The following is a 21,187-nucleotide window of genomic DNA, read 5'->3' as shown; positions in this document are numbered from 1 at the left end:
CTTGAATCGACACTCTGAATCGCGCGATTCTCTTCGAATAGCCATATATCCGGAAATGTGGTTATGCACAACAATATACAGTACGAGGAGACGATGAAATGTCGACCACGATTAAAGAAATCCGCGCGCCCTTATTCGCCATCATCATTGGCATGTTTATGGTCCTACTGAATATGACCGCCATGAATGTGGCGATTCCGAAACTAATGAACACCTTTCAAAGCCCACTATCTTTAATGCAATGGGCAACCACGGGTTATATACTGGCCGAGGCGGCCATTATTCCGGTAGCCGGCTGGCTGGCTGACCGCTTTGGCGGCAGGCGCATGTTCATTCTGGCAATCTCCATCTTTACGATCTGCTCTATTCTTTGCGCACTCTCAATTAACGCTGAGCAATTTATACTGTTTCGCATACTTCAAGGTTTAGGTGGAGGCATTGTCATGCCGATTGGTTATGCCATCGTCTTTCGGATCAGTCCTCCGGACAAGATTGGCACGGTGATGGGTTCATACCTGGGCGTTCCCATACTTATTGCGCCAGCCATCGGGCCCGTGTTTGCCGGGTGGTTGGTGGATTACGTAAGCTGGCCTTATCTATTCTGGGTGAATGTGCCTGTAGGCATCTTAGGAATATGCCTCGGGCTGCGATATCTGCCTAAGTTGGAGAGTCAGGCTCAAGCCAAGCTGGATAAACTCGGCATGATTTTCGGCCCTCTTGCTTTTGCAGCCCTCATCTACGGCGTGCACCAAGGGGGCGATGCCGGATGGGACTCCATGCAGACCATCATCGGCCTTGCAGTTGGCGTAGTGGCGCTTCTGCTATTTATTCTGGTTGAACTTCGCTCAAGCGAGCCGCTCCTCGAGCTGCGTGTATTCCGTTCGTGGTCTTTTACAAGCGCCATGTTGATTCTTTGGCTAACGGCCGTTACGTTTTATGGAAACTTCTTTCTCATTCCGGTTTACCTCCAGCAGGTGAAGGGATTTAATGCATTTGATACAGGGCTCCTCATGATTCCACAGGCCATTGCCTGCATCGTTCTCATGCAGATTGGCGGTAGGCTCTTTGACCGGATGAGCGTAAAGCCGCTGGTTATTATCGGTACGGCACTTCTGGGGCTAGGGGCCTTCCTGCTCTCTAGAGTTTCTTCGGGGAGCGGAATGGGAATGTTAATTGTCGCTATGACCTTAGCAGGCTCCGGCCATGCATTGTATGGCATGTCTTTGAATGCATTTGTTATGAAATCTGCACCGCAAGCGCTGATCAACCGCGTTACGTCCTTGAACAATGCTTCACAGCAAGTGATGGGCTCGTTTGCGGTGGCTGCCTTCTCAACCTTGTTGACAGCTCGTGTATCAGCTTCATCTCGTGCAATACCGCAAGTTGAAATCTGGGCAGATGCGTTCTCGTTCACCTTCCTTGTTGTAACGGCAGTGTCCATTGTTGGTGTTGTCATGGGGTTATTGATCCGTAAACCAACCGCTCTAACGGATGAAGCCATTGACCAACCAGATGCACGAGGCTTGGACTCCTGATTTTATAGTTGATTAGGTATAACGGCATTGCATCTGTTCTGCTATACTACGTTCAATGTAAACGTTTCCCATATTAAAGGAACGGAGGTGAACTTCATACAGTCCATCGTTTGATTTCCGAGTTCTCAGCCATATATTCTTCTGATTGGAGCTGATCAAACATTGAAATTCGTGAAACTGCTGCTTGGGATGGCTGCGCTCGCAACTGCGTTCCTGTTCCCGGTACAGGCTTTTGCCTACAGTAATCCATTTCATTTAACGGATTCCTGGCGTTGGAACAATAACGATTTCTACGGTGAGGGCGACCCTTACATCCTCAAATTCAACGGAACGTATTATCTGTATGTCAGTACGGTTGACCACCAGTCCGGCATCAAAGTGTGGTCTTCCCCCGATCTTGTCAATTGGGCCTACCGCGGTCTATGCGCAACAGATCCGATTACCAAAGCCGCTTATGCTCCTGAGGTATTCTATCATGTGGACGGAAATTTCTATATGTACACATCACCGGGAGGAGGAGGGCATTATGTGCTGAAAAGCGACAGTCCCCTCGGTCCGTTCGTTCCGGTTACTGGCAATGTGGGCATGGGGATTGACGGTTCTGTTTTCGTTGACGACAACGGACAGTGGACCTTTTATGCAACCGGGTCCAATCAGATCATGGCCTGGCCAATGAACAGCCCTACTTCCTTTGGTTCTGCGGTGTCGACCGGTCTCAGCATGAACGGCTGGACTGAGGGTCCTACCGTCCTTAAGCGCAATAACAAGTATTTCATGACCTATACCGGCAATCATGTATGGAGTACGGCATACCGGGTCGATTATGCTGTCAGCAACAACGCAACCCACGCATTCGTGCCCGCGTCCGGCCAGAATCCCGTTCTCCTTGAAACGGAAGGCCATCATGTCGGCCTTGGGCACAACTCCCTTGTGCGCGGACCTGATCTGGATTCGGACTATATGGTTTATCACAGCCATGCGCATGAAGGAAATTCGGTTTATCCGGGACGAAGGATGAATCTGGATCGAATCGTGTGGAACGGGGACCGAATGCTTGTGCTCGGACCGACGTCATCGGAGCAAACCAATCCGGAGCTGCCGTTGTTTGCAGATCGCTTTAACCGGACAACGATCGGAAACCAATGGATCAATGTTGGAGGAGGCACTTGGGGGATCTATAATCAGGAACTCATGTGGCAAGATACCATCGGCAATGCTTCTTGGTACCGTCAAGTAACGGCCAATGCTACGGAAGCCGATTATACGGCCGAGTTCCATACCAAACAGATGAAGCAAGGCTCTGGCAATACGCCTGTGTACGGCGTCGTATTTTCATATCAGGATGAATCCAACTACGGAACGGCCGTCCTGAACCGAAGCTTAAACCGGCTCGAAACCGACTTTGTCATTGGCGGCGTGAGTCAGGGATGGGAATATGCTTCCTTACCTTCGGGTTTCAATTATACGAAATGGCATCAGATCCGTGTGGAGAAAAAGGATTCCAGCTTCTCCATCTTTGTTGATGGCATGAAAAAGCAGACCCGGAACATCACCGGTCTGGCCGGAGGCAAGATCGGGTATGCCACGTCGAATGTCCATGCCGATTTCGGCTATGCTGCCTTTAGCAACAAAGTCGGTGGCAGCAGTGCATGGAATACCTATAAGCCCGTTGACGGCACCATCGAAGCCGTTCATTACATGCAGGGCGGCGAAGGAACAGCATACCATGATCTCAGTCAAGGGAACACGGGCGGCGCTTACCGGAATGAACATGTTGATATTCGATCTTCGGCGTCTGAAGGGAAATATGTCATCGGCTGGAACCAGCCGGGCGAATGGCTCAAATATCGTGTCAACGTTGCGGAGACCGGGTATTATGATCTGAGTCTGCGGGCAGCAACGACGTTCCCCAATACGCAGTTCCGTCTCTGGAATGGAGCCGAAGATCTTACCGGGCCCGTTCCTGTCCCCAGCACGGGAGATTGGGAGAACTGGCGGTTAACCAGCGGCAAGCGTATATATTTGACTGCCGGCCATCATGAATTGCGGCTTGAAACGGTCAGCGGGGAATACGATTTAAGCTCGCTCACCTTCTCGCGCGCGGACGCAGTCACCTCCATCAACGATGATTTCAATGACGGCAACGACAATGGATGGACTCGCTACGAGGGCGACTGGTCGGTTGTTAACGGAGAGTATGCAGGAACAGGGGCAGGCTCCTTTGGCAAAACGGTAATCGGCAGCAGCCTCTGGAGTGATTATTCGGTTGAGGCGGATATCAGGCGGCTGACATCAACGGGAGACGCGGGAATTGTTGTCCGTGTCAACAATCCGGCGAGCGGCAAGGCCTTTGTTAACAACCCGGATTATCTGCAGGGTTACTATGCTCATATCACTGCCCAGGGTGTGCATCTTGGCAAAATGAATTACGGTTACCAAGCGCTCGACTTTGCAGCCATGAGCCTGCCCGCCGATAGCTGGCATCATCTGAAGGTTGTCACTAGCGGAACCCATATTAAAATTTATGTAAATCATGGTGTATCTCCTGTTATCGACTATACGGATACCAGTATGAATCCATTTACCCACGGCAAAGTCGGACTCCGTGTAATGAACAGCAATGCCCGTTTTGATAATGTTAAGGTAAATCCTTAAGGCTTAAGGGTAAGGTCATCCATCAAGCGAGAAATCCCAAAGCGGAGATACGCCTGCCACGAAGGTACCTTTTCCCTTTATGCGGGTAACTACGCCCTCCTCGGCCAGACCAGCGAGCGCATTCCTGGTCGTGATGACACTGACATGAAACCGCATGGCCAGTTCTTTCTCGGACGGGATGCGGTCGCCCGGACGCAGATTGCCCTGCTGGATCTGTTCTCTGATTTTATATTGTATTTGCTGGTATAAAGGAAGCTCCTTCACGATAGATCATCCTCTCCTCAACATACTTAAATGAACACATGAGATTTTAAAACCCCGGCCAGGCTCCAATGCCTGGCCGGGATCATGTTTAGCTGTTTTACTCTCCGGAAGGCAGGGGAAGCAAGCTATGCTCAGATATTGGAAGCCCAAAATCGGGCAAGCCGTCCTCTTTCCAGCCGAAGCGTTGAATCCGCGTACTGCGTGGACCGCCAGCCGAACGCTGCTGCTCGGCTTCCGAGTAAGAATACGCATGGTAGACGATCCAATCTTCCGAACCGTCCGGTGAGACGGTGAAGCTGTTATGTCCGGGGGCGTACACGCCCTGAGCGGGATTCTTCGCAAACACTGGCCCTGCATGCTTGGTCCAGGCTGAAGCATCAAGCACATCATCCGTCTCCGAAATCGTAATCATCCCAAGACTATAATCATCGGACCAGGTCGCGCTTGCCGAGAATACGAGGAACAAGCGCCCATTCCGCTTCAAGAACACCGGTCCTTCGTTAATCGCCATCCCGCCTTGCTTCTCCCATGCTTCCGTAGGCGCCGATAGAAGCACATTCGGCCCCGTTAAGGTCCAGGGATTAACCATGCGGACCGCATAAATGGCCGAACCGTAGTCCGGGAAAAAACCGTATCCGGAATAGAAAAAATACAGCTCTCCCTCGTGCTGGAGCACGGTTCCATCCAATCCCGGATGCTCCGTGTTTATCACACCTCGAAATATCCACTCATCGTTCACCGGATCGTCGCCTATGAGCTCCAGAACGCATATTCTTCGCGTATCATCGCCGCCCCCATCGTTGGCCGTGTAATAGATGTACCATCGATCCTCAATGTAGTGAAGCTCCGGTGCCCATAAATGATAGGAATACGGCCCGTCCTGTTCGGGGGTCCATATCGTTGTCGGGTTTGCCGCAGCTAACCCGGTCATGGTATGGCTCCGCCAAAGGGCGATCCGGTCACCTAACGTCACCGTCAAATAATAATATCCATCCGTATGTTTGATGATCCAAGGGTCGGCACCATTAGGGAGTATCGGGTTCCTGAACGTTTGTTGAGTCAATTTGTTTTCCTCCTTCCAAACTTAAGAAAGATTGATCTCGCGAATGATATCCAGCGGAAACTTCGGTTTGCGCTCCTCTGTCAATAAACCGTTCATCTCTTGCTGCACGTCCGTTAGCTGTGTGTAACAATATCCTACAATATATTCCGTATCCTTGATCGCTTGGTGAATGCTGCGGAACCTCGAGAGGAATTCCTCCTCTGATGACTCCTGCTTGCCATAACCCCAGCCGGATTCCGATTGAAAGGCAATGCCCCCGAATTCGCTAACGATAATGGGCTGTCCTCCGTAATGGTATCCCTCTGCGTAAGCATACTTCCACTGGTTGAACGATCGTTCGTTATTCACGATCACATCTTTATCCGCATAACGCTTCTTGAATTGTTCCCCGGACTCAATATAATCGTGAAGTGTCAAAATATCGGACACGGTGTGCTCCCAGCCGTCATTCGTGATCACCGGACGGTTCGGATCGAATGACTTCGTCAAATGATAAATGGATTCGGTAAATTTCTGCTGCCTGCGGTCCTTGGCAATTTGCGCGATTCCCCACGATTCATTAAACGGAACCCAGGTAATAATGCTGGGGTGGTTATATTGCTGACGGACGATTTCCATCCATTCGTTGGTGAATTTCTGGATGGCATTGTCATTGAATTCAAAGGCAGCCGCCATCTCCGACCAGACAAGCAGCCCCTTTACATCACACCAGTACAAGAACCGGGCATCCTCTACTTTCATATGTTTGCGGACACCGTTATACCCCATTTCCAGAATTGCATCGATATCCTCAATGATGGCTTCCTCGGATGGCGGAGTGAGATGACTGTCAGACCAATAACCTTGGTCCAGCACGAGTCTTTGATAGATCGGAACGTTATTAAGCAGGACTCTGCCCTTCTCAATCGATATCTTCCTCATGCCGAAATAGGAATAGACGTGGTCGAGCTTCTCCTCCCCTTGATGCAGTATAAATTCAACATCGTATAAATTCGGATGAGCCGGAGACCACAGGCAGTGCTTCCACGGACCGTTGGCTTCGTGAACCAGATCGACGTCCAATTGGAGCCACGGACGATCAATCGTCAAACTCACTTTCTTAACTTGCTTCCCTTTCAAGCTGATAATCGTCTCCAGTCTGGTCTCCTTCGTCGTGAAATCACCCTTCACCTGGTATTCGAAACGCACGGAGCGCGTATCCATATTCGGTGTTATTTTGACAGAATCGACATGGACCGGTTCTACAACTTCCAGCCAGACCGACTGCCAAATCCCGGTTGTCTGGACGTAAAAACACTCGAAATTATGCTCAACCCACCTCTGCTTGCCTCGTGGCTGGGTTGCATCCATGCTGTCCTCCGCTTTCACCGTTAATTGATTGGCAGCACCAAAGGATATGTACGGGGTAATATCAAATGAAAATGCCGAGTATCCCCCTTGATGACTGCCAACGTAGGTACCGTTAATCCAGATTTTCGCCAAGTAGTCTACTCCTTGAAAATGCAGGACAACTCGCTTGCCCTCATCCTCCTGAGGGATATCAAGCGTTCGGTTATACCATATGAATGGATGGTGCTCCTCTCTGCCGATCCCGCTGGCCTTCGTCTCATAAGTAAAGGGCACCGTGATCTTCAATTCACCGCCAAAATCATCCTGCCACCGATCACGCTCACCTGTATTGTCATCGTCAAACCCGAAACTCCACTCCCCGTTCAGATTAACCCAATGTTCTCTCACGAATTGAGGTCGCGGATAATCTTTGCTATACATTTTTGTTGTCATGTTGTCTCCTGCTCCTTTGTCGCACGTTGGCTTGTGCTATGTTTATGTTGTTGGTATGCAGTTACTGCATTTCGATCGGTTCAACCGTTAGCGGCGAGAAGGTCCATCCCTTCGAGGAGGTACGCAGACCGACACGGCCGTTCAGGAAGGCGTTGGGGTCCAGCCAGCTCACAATCGGATCTTCACCGCCGTTGGCGTACACATGTATAGCGGCTCCTTCAAGTCTTACTTTAATCTCTGCTGGCTGATGTTCCTCCAGCTCAAGGAAGCCCGAAGCCATCTCCTCATTCACTTCATAGCTGATCCGCTTTAAGATCACCCTTCCATTACGAAAAGACAGCTCATAACCCATGAAGGAGTCCCTGACCTGGTCCGGAAAATCCGATTCGTTGGATGTTCTTAACAGCACGGACGCCTCCCCTGACGCTTCTTCAGTTGCGGTTAACTGAAAGCTCACTTCGTAATTGCTCCATCGCGGGTCCCCGCCGAACAACTTGCCCTCTTGGCCTTCCGACAGAAGCTCGGCCTGACCGTTTGCAAGGTTCCAGCTGCCGTATACGTCGGTGAATTCGACGTCATGACGTGGCGCTACTGGGGAAATTAAGCTGGACTCGATATAACGTATCGAGACATCTCCCTTTTTCCTCGTTAACGATAGCCATTGAGGCCCCTTACGCAGTTGAACCGACCCCAGGGGAATCTTCGTCCATTCGGAATCTTCGGAGAACCATGAAGGATCCAGCAGGATTTCCTTTCGTTCTCCCCCGGCATCCAGGACAAGCCTTGCACCGGCCGAAGCGTTCGATACCATCGCAGATAACAGATAACTGCCGTCTTCTTTTACATATACCGGAAACGTTAGTCCCTTGTGATCTTGAAGCACGGTTACCGCATAACTTCCGTCCGGTGTTTCCTTGTCACTGATTGCGTATTCGTTACGCTCAACTGAATCTTGGACACCATGTATGGCCTCCATCGTACCAGGCACCTGCTTCAGCACATCTTGGTCGCTGCTGCCGTTCGCTTCGTTTGAAAAGGCGGTATATCGCAGTTCCGGCTTCAGCGCGGGTGACCAGCTATATCCGATCCGTCCTGCCGTACCCTTCATTTCCTTATCGCTCAACAGAAGGATCCCATCCCAATAAACTCGGGTTCCATGGTCCCCTGATTCGATGCGCAGCGCGTGATGCTTGGTCATATCCATTCCGTTAGGGAGACTGACGGATTGAGTTATAACTTCTTGTCCCCCAGCTCTTTCAAACATTGACATGGACATATCCTTGCCATCCACGCGGATGCCTCGGTAATGATCTCCATCCTCATAGGAAAACAAAGCCTCGAAATCCGCATCTTCCGAACCGGCAGGGACGTTCTCATCCGTGAGCACAGCATTGAACTCGGCCGTAAACCTGTTGTCCGTGCTTAGGCTGCTGATCCATGCTGCTGATCCATTTACAAGCTTCTGATGTTCCCAGTGCTCGCCTTGCGGCTCCGGTCCTCCGAGCACATCATGAAAGACCGGAAGTGCTGGTGCTTGCACCGGTATCCCATGCGTAGGTCCTGCAACCGACATTTTGTCTCCATTAAAAATCAATCGGTCCATGTTTAACATCCGTACCGGCGGGCCTTCCGCCGAACGCCCCGCAAGATTGTGGTACACAATGTAGTAGGAATCCATGTCAGGTCCTAATACGGTTGCGCTGTGCCCCAGCCCGTTAAACTCATCGTTAGTCGAGATGATGATGGGGTTATTCTCCGGAATTGAGTAGATTCCGTTAGGCGAATCATGGGCAACCGCATAATTGACGCGGTATCCGCGGCTGAACACATGATTGCCTGTATACGTCATGTAATACCGGTCTTGACGCTTGATGATCATGGAGCCTTCCGTCCAGTGGCCTAAAGACGTATTCAGTTTAGAGCCAACGTCGATGGAATACGGGTCCTTCATGGTGCTTGCCATGATGCCGCCTGATGCGGCATAAGTGAAATACCACTTGGCATCATCGTCTATGAACACCGAGCCATCGATGCTCAGTCCCAAATTATCGGTTTCTATTTGGAATGGACCCGTCGGATTGTCGCTTCGCAGAACATAATGTCCCTTGCCACCAGGCGAGGTGTACATGTAGAATGATCCGTTCCAGTAGACTACCTCCGGTGCATAAGCTCCCTCGGTAAGCAGCTCTTCTGTAGCAAGTCCTTCATATTGCCAGCTCACAAGATCCTCGGAGCTCCATGCCTTAATGCCGACACGCCAGTCCTTTGTACTGCAATATAGATAATATCTTCCATTAAAACGCAGTACATAAGGGTCACCTATTCCATAATCCTCCCATTCCTGATCCAGCTTCATCGGGTTCAGATAGGTATGTTCCATTGTTATCTCCCCTCCGTATGCCTGCTTACCCTTGGTCGCATCCTGTATAACTGCAAGCGTAACGGCCACAGCCGCAACCGATGCCAACGAAATCCCTAACAGCCTCCACGGTTTCCGAAATCGTGTCATCGGTTATCCCTTAATGCCCGTAATGGCCAAGGATTCAATGAAGTAGCGCTGAGCCATGAAGAATACAATAACGACTGGCAGCAATGCCACGATGGAGGCAGCCATGAGCGACGGATAATTGGAGGTCGAGATGTAATTGGACTGCATACTTGCGATTAACACCTGAATAGTCTGCCTTTCCGGTGTGTGCAGATAAATCAAGGGGCCCATAAAATCGTTCCATATCCCCATAAATCCAAGGGCGGCCTGTGCAGCAATCGCCGGTTTCACGATGGGAAGCGCGACGGTCGTAAATGTCCGGAAATATCCGCAGCCATCTATTTTCGCCGCATCGATGAGGTCCGTCGGAATAGAGCCTTGCATAAATTGACGAAAGAAGAAGATCGTCACAATATTCCCGAAGAGACCAGGCACGATGAGCGGAAGCAGCGTATCCACCCACCCAAGCTCAGAGAAACCGATATATTGGGGGATCATGACCACGGAATATGGAATCATCATCGTGCCAAGCAGGGCCATGAAGATCCCTTCTTTGAAGGGAAAATCAAACTTGGAAAAGGCATAAGCCGCCATGGCTGCCACAAACAGACCTATTGTCAGTACCGTCACCACCACGATGGCACTGTTCATAAAACCATACAGGAGCGGGGCTTTGGCCCAGACATCCTTGTAATTCAGCCATGTCAGCGGATCGGGAATCCACTGCGGCGGTATATCAAAAACATGCTGCTGGCTCTTCAATGACGTTGACAACGTCCAGACTAGCGGTCCAAGCATGATGAAAGACCCCGCAAGCAGCAGGATATAGATCATCGAATGGATCAAACGGCGTTGTTTAACCATAATATCTAATTCCTCCTATATAAATGGCATGCGTCTATTCTTGGTAAACCCACCGCTTGGAGAAGCGGAACTGGAACAGCGTGATGATAAAAATGAGAATACCCAGCACCCATGCCACCGCGCTTGCGTAGCCCATATTGAAATATTTAAAGGCTTCCTGGAAGATGTAATACACGATGGTCGCTCCGCTGTATTCAGGCCCTCCATCTGCTGCCAGAATGTACATCTGGCTGAAGGATTGGAAGGTGCCTATGATGCCCATCACAACGACATAGAAGTGAATCGGCGACAGCAGCGGAAGCGTAATATGCTTGAATTGGTGCCAGCGTGAAGCCCCATCAACCTGAGCCGCTTCATAATAACTTGAGGGTATCCCTTGCAATCCTGCAAGATACAGCACCATAGTGCCGCCAACGCCGCCCCATAAACCCATCAGGATGAATGACGGTTTTACCCAGTTCGGGTCTCCGAGCCAGTTCGGACCCTGCACCCCGAATACATTCCAGATAAACTCATTGATAATGCCGTAATCGTAATTAAGAAGCCACTGCCAGAGTAATGAAACGGCAATAATAGGGGATATCACCGGAATGTAATAAATGGTACGAAAGAATGAAATACCCTTTAGCGGCCGATTCATCATGATCGCCAGGATCAGAGCTATGATCATGCCGAGCGGAATACCGAGCAGCAGATAGAACGTGTTATAAAGCGACTTGTAGAATTTCTCGTCCGCAAACATGTACTGAAAATTGTCCGTACCCGTGAACTTGGCGGGCGTGAACATATCCCATGACATGAAGCTTAATCCAAACGATGTCAGAAGCGGTGCCAAGCCGAATATCAAGAAACCCAATATCGGCGGTGTGACAAACAGCAGTGACCATATGATTTCTTTGCGCCGATATCCCGGGGTTGTATTCTTCATCAATTTTTCCTCCCTGGCTGCAGCGGGAAAAAGCAAAGACGCTGCAAGCCGGGTTCCCCCGTCGTCTTCGCCTCTCCACCGCAGCATGTGCTGCCCTGCCTACTTATTGCTTTCGTCGTAAAGCTTCTGCAGCTTCGGCTGCTCCTCTTTGACAAATTCAGCTGCGGATTTCTTGCCTGTCCACACTTGACTGGCATCCTGCCAGAACGTATCCAGCCATTTGGTGTTTTTGGAGGTAACCTCAACTGGCGGACGTCCATAATCTTCGATGATATCGAGGAATACCTGACGAGTCTGCGGGGCCTTCTCCATGTCCAGGAATTCGCCCTTTGCCATATCCATCAAATTCGGAACCGCTTGACCCAGCATGTAATTTTCTTTTTGCGATTCCGGATCCAGGCTCAAGTACGCTGCCAGGGCAAATGAATCTTCAGGATATTCCGTTTTCTTTGATACAACGAATCCAAGCGAACCCAGCCACGTTGCGGTTTTGCCCGTATTTGGACTTGCCGGCCATGCGGCGATGTCCCACTCAAACGGCAGATCCCAGAAACCAGGCTGATCCCACGGACCCATTGGGAACATGGCCACTTTACCGGCAACGAAGCGAGCATAGGCGTTCTGGGCCTTCTCATCGTCCGGTGACGGACTGACTTTATGTACCAGGCTCAAATCGGCTACAAATTGCATCGCTTCTGCGAATTCAGGCGTATCAATTGTAATCTTGCCGGTAGCGGGATCGAGCCAGTCGGCTCCATTGGCCCACACCGCGGATTCGGTAGAGTAGCCCGCAACACCGAACGTATCGATCTTTCCGCGCTCATTCACAACGGTGATGGCTTTTGCATCTGCGACCATGTCATCCCATGTGTATTCGCCAGCCTTGGCGCTAGGGTATGGAAGGCCCGCTTTATCAAACAACGCTTTATTGTAAGCAAATGCCCACGGACCTACGTCTTTAGGCAATCCGTACAAATCTCCGGAACCCACATTGCTTCCATCGTAACGATAACGATCGAGTCCCTGCTTCCACACATTGTCGGGGTTCACGTCGCTGCTGGAGTTGAGCTGGGATTCAAGATTTAACAGAACATCACTGGAGACCAGCTTATTGAAGTGGGCTCCTCCGGCATAAAAAACATCCGGTGTCTTGTTCGCCGCAATCAATGTATCCAGCTTCTGGTAATATTCCGCAGGCGGAACGACAGTATATTTCACTTTCTTGTTCGGATTCTTTTTCATATAGGAGTCAATCAGCTTCTGGAATACGGCTTTCTCGGTATCGCCTCCCCATCCCATGAATTCAATCTGGGATTTTGCGTTTTCACTCGTTTCTCCCGTCCCACCATCCGATTTCGGGTCCTCCGGTGCAGCGGTATTATTGCTGGAACCACAACCTGATAGTACAAGCATGAAACTTAACACCATTGTCAATGAAAGCTGAACCCACTTTCCTTTCCAAGCCATAATGGATGCTTCCCCCTTCGATTGATTTGCTGATAAACAAACTACTGCTCAAAACAGCGCTTCCATGAGTACATCTGGAGCCATGAACTAGTTTTCTCTGCCCATGTTCCCAACTCTTCAATACTCATTCGTTTGTTTTATTACAATTAATTTGTTTATAAACAGAATAATATACGGTTATTAAATGTTTTGTCAACGCTTTCTTTCGAAATTATTGTTTTATTCAATAAAAAAAGTTTCAGAATGTTTTGTATTACAAAACATCTGAAACCTTAACGTTTAATATGGATCAATCATACTGCAGCTTCATCACAATGCCCTGCGCGTAATCTCCAAATCCTTTTCCGAACAAATTGATACCGCCCTGATGCTTCGCATCGGGCTTGATCCCGATCCGAAACGTAATAAACGGCTTTTCCTCCAGATGAAGATCCCGAAGGGTAACATCCGAGCATTTCTCTTTATCCACCATGCTTCGGTTCAGATCGGTAGACCAGGTTTTCAGCAGACCGTGCTGTGTGCTGTTGTCATACCACCATGAAGGATTAAGCTTGCCGCGGTAATCGCCGAAATCTCCTGGCGAAATCCATGACCCCACCTCTATGTCGTTAATCCACACCGTAATTTCCGATGGCCAATCATTATTGAAGTTTGGCGCCTCGGAGCATATCTCGAGGGAGAATTCCAGTGACTGGATCTGTGCTCCTGCTGGAAGCTTTCGGGGAAACCGATATTCGATCCAGCCTTTACGGAACCATATGATCTCTGCGGTTCTGCTCTCTGGAAGATAGAAATTAACCGGATCGTCCTCTTGAAAAACCATCCCTGTCGCATTGGCCATTCCACAGGTAGGAACGATATCAAAATTAATGAAATGACCAATGGGCATTTCGATTTCCTCAACCTTGCTTGTATTTTGGTCATAGGCCTTGGGGTTCAAAATCATGCGTACATCGTCAAAATTTCGGCTGCACACCTTCATGGCCCCTCTTGTCGCAGGCTGAAGCTCTGTGACGATTAATTCGGCTTCTTCCAATACTTTGACGTTGTTTGCCGCTGTCGATACGGGAATATCAAGCTGTTCCGCGATTTCCAAGATATTAAGATTAGCTTTGGCCAGCAGCAGCTTAATAATGCCTATTCTGGTCTGCGTGCTGAGTGCATGAGCCACTTTTACCAATCGGTCAGAATCATTAATGGACAGTTCCAGCAATGTACAGTCACCTTCTCGTCATATTTCTTTATCTTACAATAATATAAACAACATCATGCGTATTTGTCCAGTTTTTTTGTAATAAAACAATGATACCATAATACTAGAACGCAAAAAGAAGCTTTCACTCCTCACCGTTTAGATTTCCATCTAAAACAAGAGAAATATGAAAGCTCCTATACATGCCAGTAACGTTGAACAGCTTGGTATGCAGTTCTAAGAAACGAAAATTCCGTCTGACTACGATACTCCTGCCCTGCTCAGCTTGCGTTAGCTTTTCAGTCCCCGTCATCCTTAGCTTAAGATCATTTCTTTCGCTTCCCGATCAGAGGAAATTCGCCAATTCGAAGCCTGGCGCTTCCATACGGAACTAACTCTAATTCCGTAATGGGCTGTCCATCCGTATTCGGATGCAGCGGTGGAGTTCCTGCGTTGTTGCCTTCCATTTTCCAATCCCGGATTAACTGTCCCTGCGCCTTCACCCTGATCGGTGACTCTGAAGCCAAGAACGGCTGCCGAGCCATATCCTGCTCCAGCACCTCGAATGACGTATCGGCAATCAAACCATATTTCCATGGCGATGCAGGATATATCTCCCAATCGTGAAACATATCCCGCTGCTGGATCATCTGCCAGTTCTCCTTCACAGGCAGCACATAAACCAGCGGCCCCCTTTCGATGCTTGCAGCGTACATGCTCCGCGACGAGGTTCTCACTTCCATCGGCAGGTGAATGTCCAGGCGGTCACCGCTCTGCCAGTTCTGAACGAGCCTTGCATAACCGGATGTAACCTGGAACTCCAATTTGTGCCCGTTCAGCGTAATGACGGGATGATCGCACCATGCCGGGATACGCAAGGAGAGAGGAAACGATTCCGGTCGTTCCAATGACAGCTTGATCTGGACGCGATCCTTAAACGGATATTCTCCCCTTACCTCTACAACTACGGCAACCCCTTGACCTACCGTTGTTCTCACGGTGCATGGCGCGTAGGATACGGCTGCAAGCCCCTCCTCCCGATCCTTCATCCAGAGATGTGAAGTCAGCTTGGGCCAGCCCTGGTGCATGTTGGCCGTGCAGCATCCGAAGTTCGGCTCCAATCCGAACAGGTTGGCATCCGGACCATTGCTCCATGGCCGCGGAGCGACGTTGCACACCATCTGATTGACCTGCTGGTCATACTGATGGGATGTCCAATCCGGAGAGATTGCGGCAGGCAGCGCATTAAAGGCAACCTTCTCCAGAATGTCCCCAAAGCGTCCGTCTCCGAAAATACGCGTCAACTGCTCCATAGAGAACATATACTCCACGACGGCACACAATTCCACGCCCTGACTCGGATGGGTACCGGACAACCATTCATCTCCCGAGAACATGCCGTGCGCTTGACCATGATAATTCATCAACGAGTCGATGCCTCGCAGCACGCTTTCCCGCTCTTTGACGTTGCCGTTTAATTCAAACAGCACGCCCGGCGTTTTGATTCCCATGGCTACGTTGACAACATGGGTCGTCCAATCCCACTCCTCAACCTTTCGCCAGAATGGGAAATCATGAAAGATATCGCTCCAGTCCGTCGTTTGTCCGGCAACGATATCGGCAAGCTCTAACAGGAAGGATAACGACGTGCGTTTATACAACCAGACAATGCACAGCAGCATTTCCGCGCCTCTTGTCTGAGCCCAGCCCCGAAGCGGCTGTTCCTTAATAACTGAATGGACATAAGCAAAAAATTTCGTGAGAAACGGGATGATTCGTTCATCCCCTGTTGCTTCTTCATGCTGCATCATCACTTTCAGCATAATCATGTAATGCCACCAGTCCTGCTCCTTGTCGATATCCTGATTTACCGATGTAATACGCGCCGGACCGAACATGCCATTCTCCTGCTGGCTGGCAAGCGACCACTCGACCCAGCGGTTCGATTTGGCAATTAACGACTCGTCTTCAAGCAAATAAGCTAAAGGAAGCAACCCATCCACATAATACGGTCCCCGTTCCCAGCTCTCCCCCTGTCCACCCAGCCAGCCATTGTCAGCCCCAACGTCTTTCCACTGTTCCTCCAAATGTCCGGTAAGCCCGTTTGCCTGAATCTCAAGCTGATCCTTAAGCCAGCCAGCCGGCTTTATGGCTCCTAATGGGAGGTTGCTAAACGCAGTCTCATGCAGCATTCACTTCCACGCTCCTTGTTTCTGTCTTGTAGGTGTACACTCTGATAGAAATATATCATGTCATCAGACGGTGCCCTATACACAGAAGCAACCTGTTTTTATCCAATTACAACATCATGCGTCTTATTGAATTCTGATCAGAAAAGAGTTTATTATGGAGAAAAAGTTTGTATGACAGGAGGTCAGACAAGCATATGCTCTTCCAATTCACGGCACCGCCGCTGCCTCACTATATTATTTGTGGAGAAGATACCTATCAGGAAGGAGACCAGCATCCGAATCGGTTTAATATCGGTGTCTTTGATCTGATTCTGGTTACAAGAGGCGTTTTATATCTGGAGGAGTCTGGCGCTCCGTATCGCGTTTCCGCAGGCTGTTACCTGATTCTGAGACCGGATGCCGCGCATCGCACCTTTTTGCCATGCCAAGAGGAGACGCATTTTTATTGGCTGCATTTCCAGACGCTCGGCCAGTGGATCGAAGCAGAGGAAATAACCCCATTTGCCTTATCGCAATCGGAGCAGCCATATGTACATATCGAGAACTTCACCTTCTATATACCGAAATACGGACAGTTATCATCGGGAGAGCAGGCCGAGCTGTTCATCGAACAATTGCAGCTGCTGGAGCAATCCCTTTCTTCCGCAGCGCGTTGGAAGCAGCAGCAGGTATTGCAGGAGCTTCTACTGCTGCTTCAAGCTGAAGAACAAGGAATTCAGAAGAGACAGAACCCTCATTATGTCATTGCCGAGAGAACGGCCAACTATCTCAGGAAACACTACAACGAACCCATGAGTTACGGGAGGTTATCTGATGCCATGCACTTTCACCAGAACTACCTTTCCATATGCATGAAAAAGACGTTTGGCTGCACTCCCCTGGAATTTCTTACACGGCATCGAATCGAACAAGCCAAACAAATGCTGATTCATACCAATGATCCCATTGGGCATATTGCCGAAGAATCCGGGTTCGGCTCGTTTCCTTATTTTATACGATGCTTTTCCCGTTATACTGGCCTCAAACCCAAATCCTTCAGGCAAAAATACCGTTCACCATGAGCTTATCGTTCCATTGCCCTGGCCTAGAACACACTACGGACCAAGCCCCCATCTACTCGGAGTGCTGAACCGTTGATGGCCGAGGACTTGGGGCTGCTGAGATAGGTAACAAAATCCGCAATCTCCTCGGGTCGAATCAATCGCTGAATAATGGACGTCGGCCGGTTTTCCTTCATAAATCGCAGCTCGGCTTCTTCGATGGTGAGCTTCTCATCAGGGTACAGAGTATTCAGCATCGTCTCCACACCTTCGGTCAGGGTGGATCCGGGCATGACGGTATTCACCGTTACGCGTGTGCCTGTTGTCAGCTCGGCCAAACTCCGGGAGAGGGACAGCTGCATCGTTTTGGTTGCACTGTAATGTGCCATCTCTTGCGATGGCATGACGGCAGCTTCACTTGCGATAAAGATGATTCGGCCTTCATTGCGACTTAGCATGTTTTTCAGATAATGCCGCGTTAACCGAACACCACTCATAATATTCGTCTCAAAGAACCTGAACCAATCCGCATCCGAAATATCAAAAAATTCAGCAGGCTCAAAGATCCCCAGATTGTTAACCAAAATATCAAGCACCGGAGCTGCTTCCCTAACCTGATGGCATCCCTCCTCCGTGCCAAGATCCGCAACGACAAAACGCACCTCGGCATCCGGGTGCTTCGAGTGAATATCATGGATCGTCTGTTTCACCTTATCCTCATGTCTGCCATTAATAATGACCGATGCTCCCTCAGCTGCAAGAGCCATGGCAATAGCTTTGCCAATGCCGGACGTCGAGCCTGTTACCAATGCGATTTTGCCTTGTAGATCCAGATTCATCATTTCTCGCTCCTTCTTAGGCTATGTAGAAAATGGACTCTCCTTGTTTCCGAAGTGCAGCTGGAAATGAAGGAGAGCCGTAATATTTATTACACTTATATTGTTACCTCAAACGGATTTCTTAAAAGTCAAAATCGTCCGGGTCGGGACCAACTCTGAGGTCCTGATTCAAACTGTCGATACGCTGCATATCCTCATCAGACAACTTAAAATCGAAGATAGCCGCATTCTCTATAATCCGGTGTTCCTTGGTTGATTTTGGAATGGTAATCACGCCGTTCTGCAGATCCCAACGCAGAATAATCTGGGCAATGGATTTATGATGCTTCGCGGCAATGCCTTGAAGATCCTCCTGATCCAGCAGCTGGCCCTGCATCAAGGGAGACCAGGCCTCGAACTGAATTCCGTTCGCTTGGCAGTACTGCTGCAGCTCCTTTTGCGTCAACCGCGGGTGATATTCCACCTGGTTCACCATCGGTTTGATTTCAGTTTCCTTCATTAACTGCTCCAGATGATGGATGTGGAAATTGCTCACGCCAATGGCTTTTACCCGGCCTTGCTTGTACAGCGTTTCTAGCGCTGTCCACGCTTCTACATATTTCCCTTCAACCGGCCAATGTATGAGATACAGGTCCAAATATTCCAATCCCAGCTTCTGGATACTTGCTTCATAAGCCTTTAGTGTCGATTCATACCCCAGGTCAGCATTCCACACTTTAGATGTAACAAACAGATCTTCTCGCTGGATTCCCGCGGCTTCCAGACCCTCACGTATTCCCTGTCCAACGCCTTCTTCATTTTCGTATATGGCTGCCGTATCCACGCTGCGATAGCCGTGCTGGATTGCCGTGCGAACCGCATTTACCAATTCCGGTCCTTCTTCTACTTTAAAGACACCAAGTCCAAACCATGGCATATTAACGCCATTAGATAAAGTGGTTGTATCCTGTAAGTTTTTTGCTGTCATGTTGGTAAAACCTCCGATTATTTGTGAGAATGTTAGAAAGCTTCCCTTCTTACTTACAATTAATTGATCAAGCTGCTTGGTCTCGATGCCCTTGCTGATCCTTCCGTTCCAGCTTCAAACTCCAACCGGTGAGCACAACAGCGCCCAGCACCATCAATGCGCCGATCCAGGCTGTATGAATCATGCCAAGTGAATCCGTAATCAAGCCGCCCATAAAAGCCCCGATTGCAATACCAGCATTGAAGGCGGCAATATTCATCGCGGAAGCCATATCGACAGCCCGGGGAGCAAACCGCTCAGCCAACATCACGACATAAACCTGAAGCCCTGGCACATTCATAAATGCAAGAAAACCCATGAGAATAATCGTGATTAGACCGGCGACTTTGAATGGTGCAGTAAACAGCAGAATGAACAGCACCACCGCTTGAGCGATAAACATATAGAGCAGGGCTTTAAGCGGGTTTCGGTTTGCTGCCTTCCCGCCGATAACATTACCAATTGCAATGGCAATTCCGTATACAAGCAGGATGACCGCCACCGTGCTTTCCTTGAAACCTGTTACATCCTGAAGCAATGGAGACAAATAAGTGAAGACAACGAAAGTACCTCCATAACCCAATGCAGTGATCAAGAGCATAAGAAGCAGTCTGCCGTTTGTCAACAATTTAGCCTGATCACGGAATGTAGTGCGCTCTCCCTTGGGCAAATCCGCAGGGACTAGAATGCTGTTGGCAATGAAGGCGATAACACCAACTACAATAATTGCCACAAAAGCAAGCCTCCAGCCCAACTGCTGACCGATAAATGTTCCAAGCGGAACACCCGTAACCGTAGCTACCGTAAGCCCCGTAAACATAATGGAGATGGCGGAGGCTCTGCGATTCTCAGGTACGACGCTTGCTGCAATGATCGAGCCGATGGACATAAATACGCCATGCGAAAAGGCCGAAAGCACGCGGGCGGCAAGTAGAATGCCAATCGAAGTTGCACTGGCAGCCACGCTGTTACCGATGATAAAAATAATCATAATCCAGAGCAGCAGCGCTTTTCTGGGCATCCTGGATGTAAGTGACGTAAGAATCGGTGCGCCGAAGGTAACGCCCAGCGCGTACATCGAAACGGTTAAACCGGCGGTTGTCACCGAAATATTCATATCCTCTGCAATAAGAGGAAGCAGTCCCACGCTTATAAACTCTGTAGTGCCGATAGCAAAAGCACTGACCGCAAGGGCCAACAGTGCAAACAAACTTCTCTTTTTGTTAACGATCATGATGTTAATAGTTCCCCCTATCAAGTGTATAACTTGTATTTTGTGAAAATATTCTGTATGGTGTAATCCAGCTGGCAAATGCTATTATGATTGATATCATCTTTTGTGTGAAGAACGTACTTTTTAGTAAGGTAGGTACCACAGAGTACCCTAGGTACTTATTGGTGCCTATAAATTAAGGAGGATGTATATGCAAGCAAAGAAATACAACATAGCAGTAGAGGCAACCTTGGAGGTTATCGGAGGTAAGTGGAAATGCGTGATCCTGTGTCATCTGACCCACGGCCGCAAACGAACGAATTGAAGCGGCTCATGCCTCATATCACGCAGAAAATGCTCACTCAGCAGCTGCGGGAGCTTGAAGATGACGGCGTGATCAATCGGATTATCCATAACCAGGTACCACCGAAAGTGGAATATGAGCTGAGTGAGTACGGTATGAGTCTGTGCGGAATTCTGGACATGCTCTGTGCATGGGGGGAAAGGCATATTACAAAAGTATACGGAGACAAGTTCAGTGTGCTTGAGGATAGCATACTGAACGACAAACTGAAGACAGGCAATGCACCATTAGATGTACTTTAGACTTATATCAAGCGGACCTGCTCCCTTCTGTAGTCCCGGATTAGGATTCAGAT

Annotated in this window: 15 protein-coding genes and 1 pseudogene; 4 read left to right on the top strand and 12 right to left on the bottom strand. The window is 49.3% G+C overall.

The annotated features are described in order from the left end of the window. Positions 1–98 precede the first annotated feature (98 nt). Both B9D94_RS11900 and B9D94_RS11895 read left to right on the top strand, forming a co-directional pair. Entirely contained in the window at positions 99–1,535 is a 1,437-nt protein-coding gene (locus B9D94_RS11900) for an MDR family MFS transporter (RefSeq protein WP_148247089.1), read from the top strand. A gap of 171 nt (positions 1,536–1,706) precedes the next feature. Next, positions 1,707–4,190 carry a family 43 glycosylhydrolase gene (locus B9D94_RS11895; protein WP_253806182.1) on the top strand — a complete coding sequence of 828 codons (2,484 nt, stop codon included), beginning with the start codon at positions 1,707–1,709 and terminating at the stop codon, positions 4,188–4,190. Between the two features lie 15 nt (positions 4,191–4,205). On the opposite strand, the gene B9D94_RS11890 is transcribed toward B9D94_RS11895, so the two are convergent. From B9D94_RS11890 to B9D94_RS11850, 9 genes are all read right to left on the bottom strand, one after another. Then, positions 4,206–4,454, bottom strand: coding sequence for a GntR family transcriptional regulator (locus B9D94_RS11890; protein ID WP_036637233.1), 249 nt, complete (start codon positions 4,452–4,454; stop codon positions 4,206–4,208). A 97-nt stretch (positions 4,455–4,551) separates the two neighbouring features. Further along, positions 4,552–5,517 (bottom strand): glycoside hydrolase family 43 protein, encoded by a 966-nt coding sequence (locus tag B9D94_RS11885; RefSeq protein ID WP_063480552.1) that lies wholly within the window; start codon positions 5,515–5,517, stop codon positions 4,552–4,554. Positions 5,518–5,538: 21 nt separating this feature from the next. Beyond that, positions 5,539–7,299, bottom strand: a complete 1,761-nt coding sequence (locus tag B9D94_RS11880; protein WP_148247087.1) for a glycoside hydrolase family 2 protein — start codon at positions 7,297–7,299, stop codon at positions 5,539–5,541. 61 nt (positions 7,300–7,360) lie between these two features. Then, the gene (locus B9D94_RS11875) at positions 7,361–9,808 is read right to left on the bottom strand and encodes a family 43 glycosylhydrolase (RefSeq protein ID WP_253806139.1); all 2,448 of its coding nucleotides are present in this window, start codon (positions 9,806–9,808) and stop codon (positions 7,361–7,363) included. Positions 9,809–9,811: 3 nt separating this feature from the next. Further along, complete coding sequence (locus B9D94_RS11870) at positions 9,812–10,651, bottom strand: carbohydrate ABC transporter permease (RefSeq protein ID WP_006210908.1); 840 nt, start codon at positions 10,649–10,651, stop codon at positions 9,812–9,814. Positions 10,652–10,685: 34 nt separating this feature from the next. Next, complete coding sequence (locus tag B9D94_RS11865; RefSeq protein ID WP_036637426.1) at positions 10,686–11,579, bottom strand: carbohydrate ABC transporter permease; 894 nt, start codon at positions 11,577–11,579, stop codon at positions 10,686–10,688. 99 nt (positions 11,580–11,678) lie between these two features. After that, the gene (locus B9D94_RS11860; protein ID WP_148247086.1) at positions 11,679–13,046 is read right to left on the bottom strand and encodes an ABC transporter substrate-binding protein; all 1,368 of its coding nucleotides are present in this window, start codon (positions 13,044–13,046) and stop codon (positions 11,679–11,681) included. 289 nt (positions 13,047–13,335) lie between these two features. Then, complete coding sequence (locus B9D94_RS11855; protein WP_006210911.1) at positions 13,336–14,259, bottom strand: ArsR/SmtB family transcription factor; 924 nt, start codon at positions 14,257–14,259, stop codon at positions 13,336–13,338. A 305-nt stretch (positions 14,260–14,564) separates the two neighbouring features. Next, positions 14,565–16,430 carry a beta-L-arabinofuranosidase domain-containing protein gene (locus B9D94_RS11850; protein ID WP_006210912.1) on the bottom strand — a complete coding sequence of 622 codons (1,866 nt, stop codon included), beginning with the start codon at positions 16,428–16,430 and terminating at the stop codon, positions 14,565–14,567. Positions 16,431–16,624: 194 nt separating this feature from the next. Here B9D94_RS11850 and B9D94_RS11845 point away from each other — a divergent pair, with 194 nt between their 5' ends. Continuing rightward, on the top strand, positions 16,625–17,491 hold the full coding sequence (locus tag B9D94_RS11845; protein ID WP_006210913.1) for a helix-turn-helix transcriptional regulator: 867 nt from the start codon (positions 16,625–16,627) through the stop codon (positions 17,489–17,491). A gap of 23 nt (positions 17,492–17,514) precedes the next feature. On the opposite strand, the gene B9D94_RS11840 is transcribed toward B9D94_RS11845, so the two are convergent. From B9D94_RS11840 to B9D94_RS11830, 3 genes are all read right to left on the bottom strand, one after another. Continuing rightward, positions 17,515–18,309, bottom strand: coding sequence for an SDR family NAD(P)-dependent oxidoreductase (locus B9D94_RS11840; RefSeq protein WP_006210914.1), 795 nt, complete (start codon positions 18,307–18,309; stop codon positions 17,515–17,517). A gap of 121 nt (positions 18,310–18,430) precedes the next feature. Continuing rightward, positions 18,431–19,276, bottom strand: coding sequence for an aldo/keto reductase (locus B9D94_RS11835; protein WP_148247085.1), 846 nt, complete (start codon positions 19,274–19,276; stop codon positions 18,431–18,433). A gap of 67 nt (positions 19,277–19,343) precedes the next feature. Continuing rightward, positions 19,344–20,549: an MFS transporter gene (locus B9D94_RS11830; RefSeq protein WP_036637219.1), complete on the bottom strand. Its 1,206-nt coding sequence runs from the start codon at positions 20,547–20,549 to the stop codon at positions 19,344–19,346. Between the two features lie 190 nt (positions 20,550–20,739). Between B9D94_RS11830 and B9D94_RS11825 the strand changes: the two are divergent. Beyond that, a pseudogene (locus B9D94_RS11825) lies at positions 20,740–21,134 on the top strand (winged helix-turn-helix transcriptional regulator). The last annotated feature ends 53 nt before the right edge of the window (positions 21,135–21,187 follow it).

It is taken from the genome of Paenibacillus sp. Cedars, from assembly GCF_003184205.1.
GTDB classification, from domain to species: Bacteria; Bacillota; Bacilli; order Paenibacillales; family Paenibacillaceae; genus Paenibacillus_AQ; species Paenibacillus_AQ glucanolyticus.
This window is presented reverse-complemented; position numbering and strand designations above follow the sequence as displayed.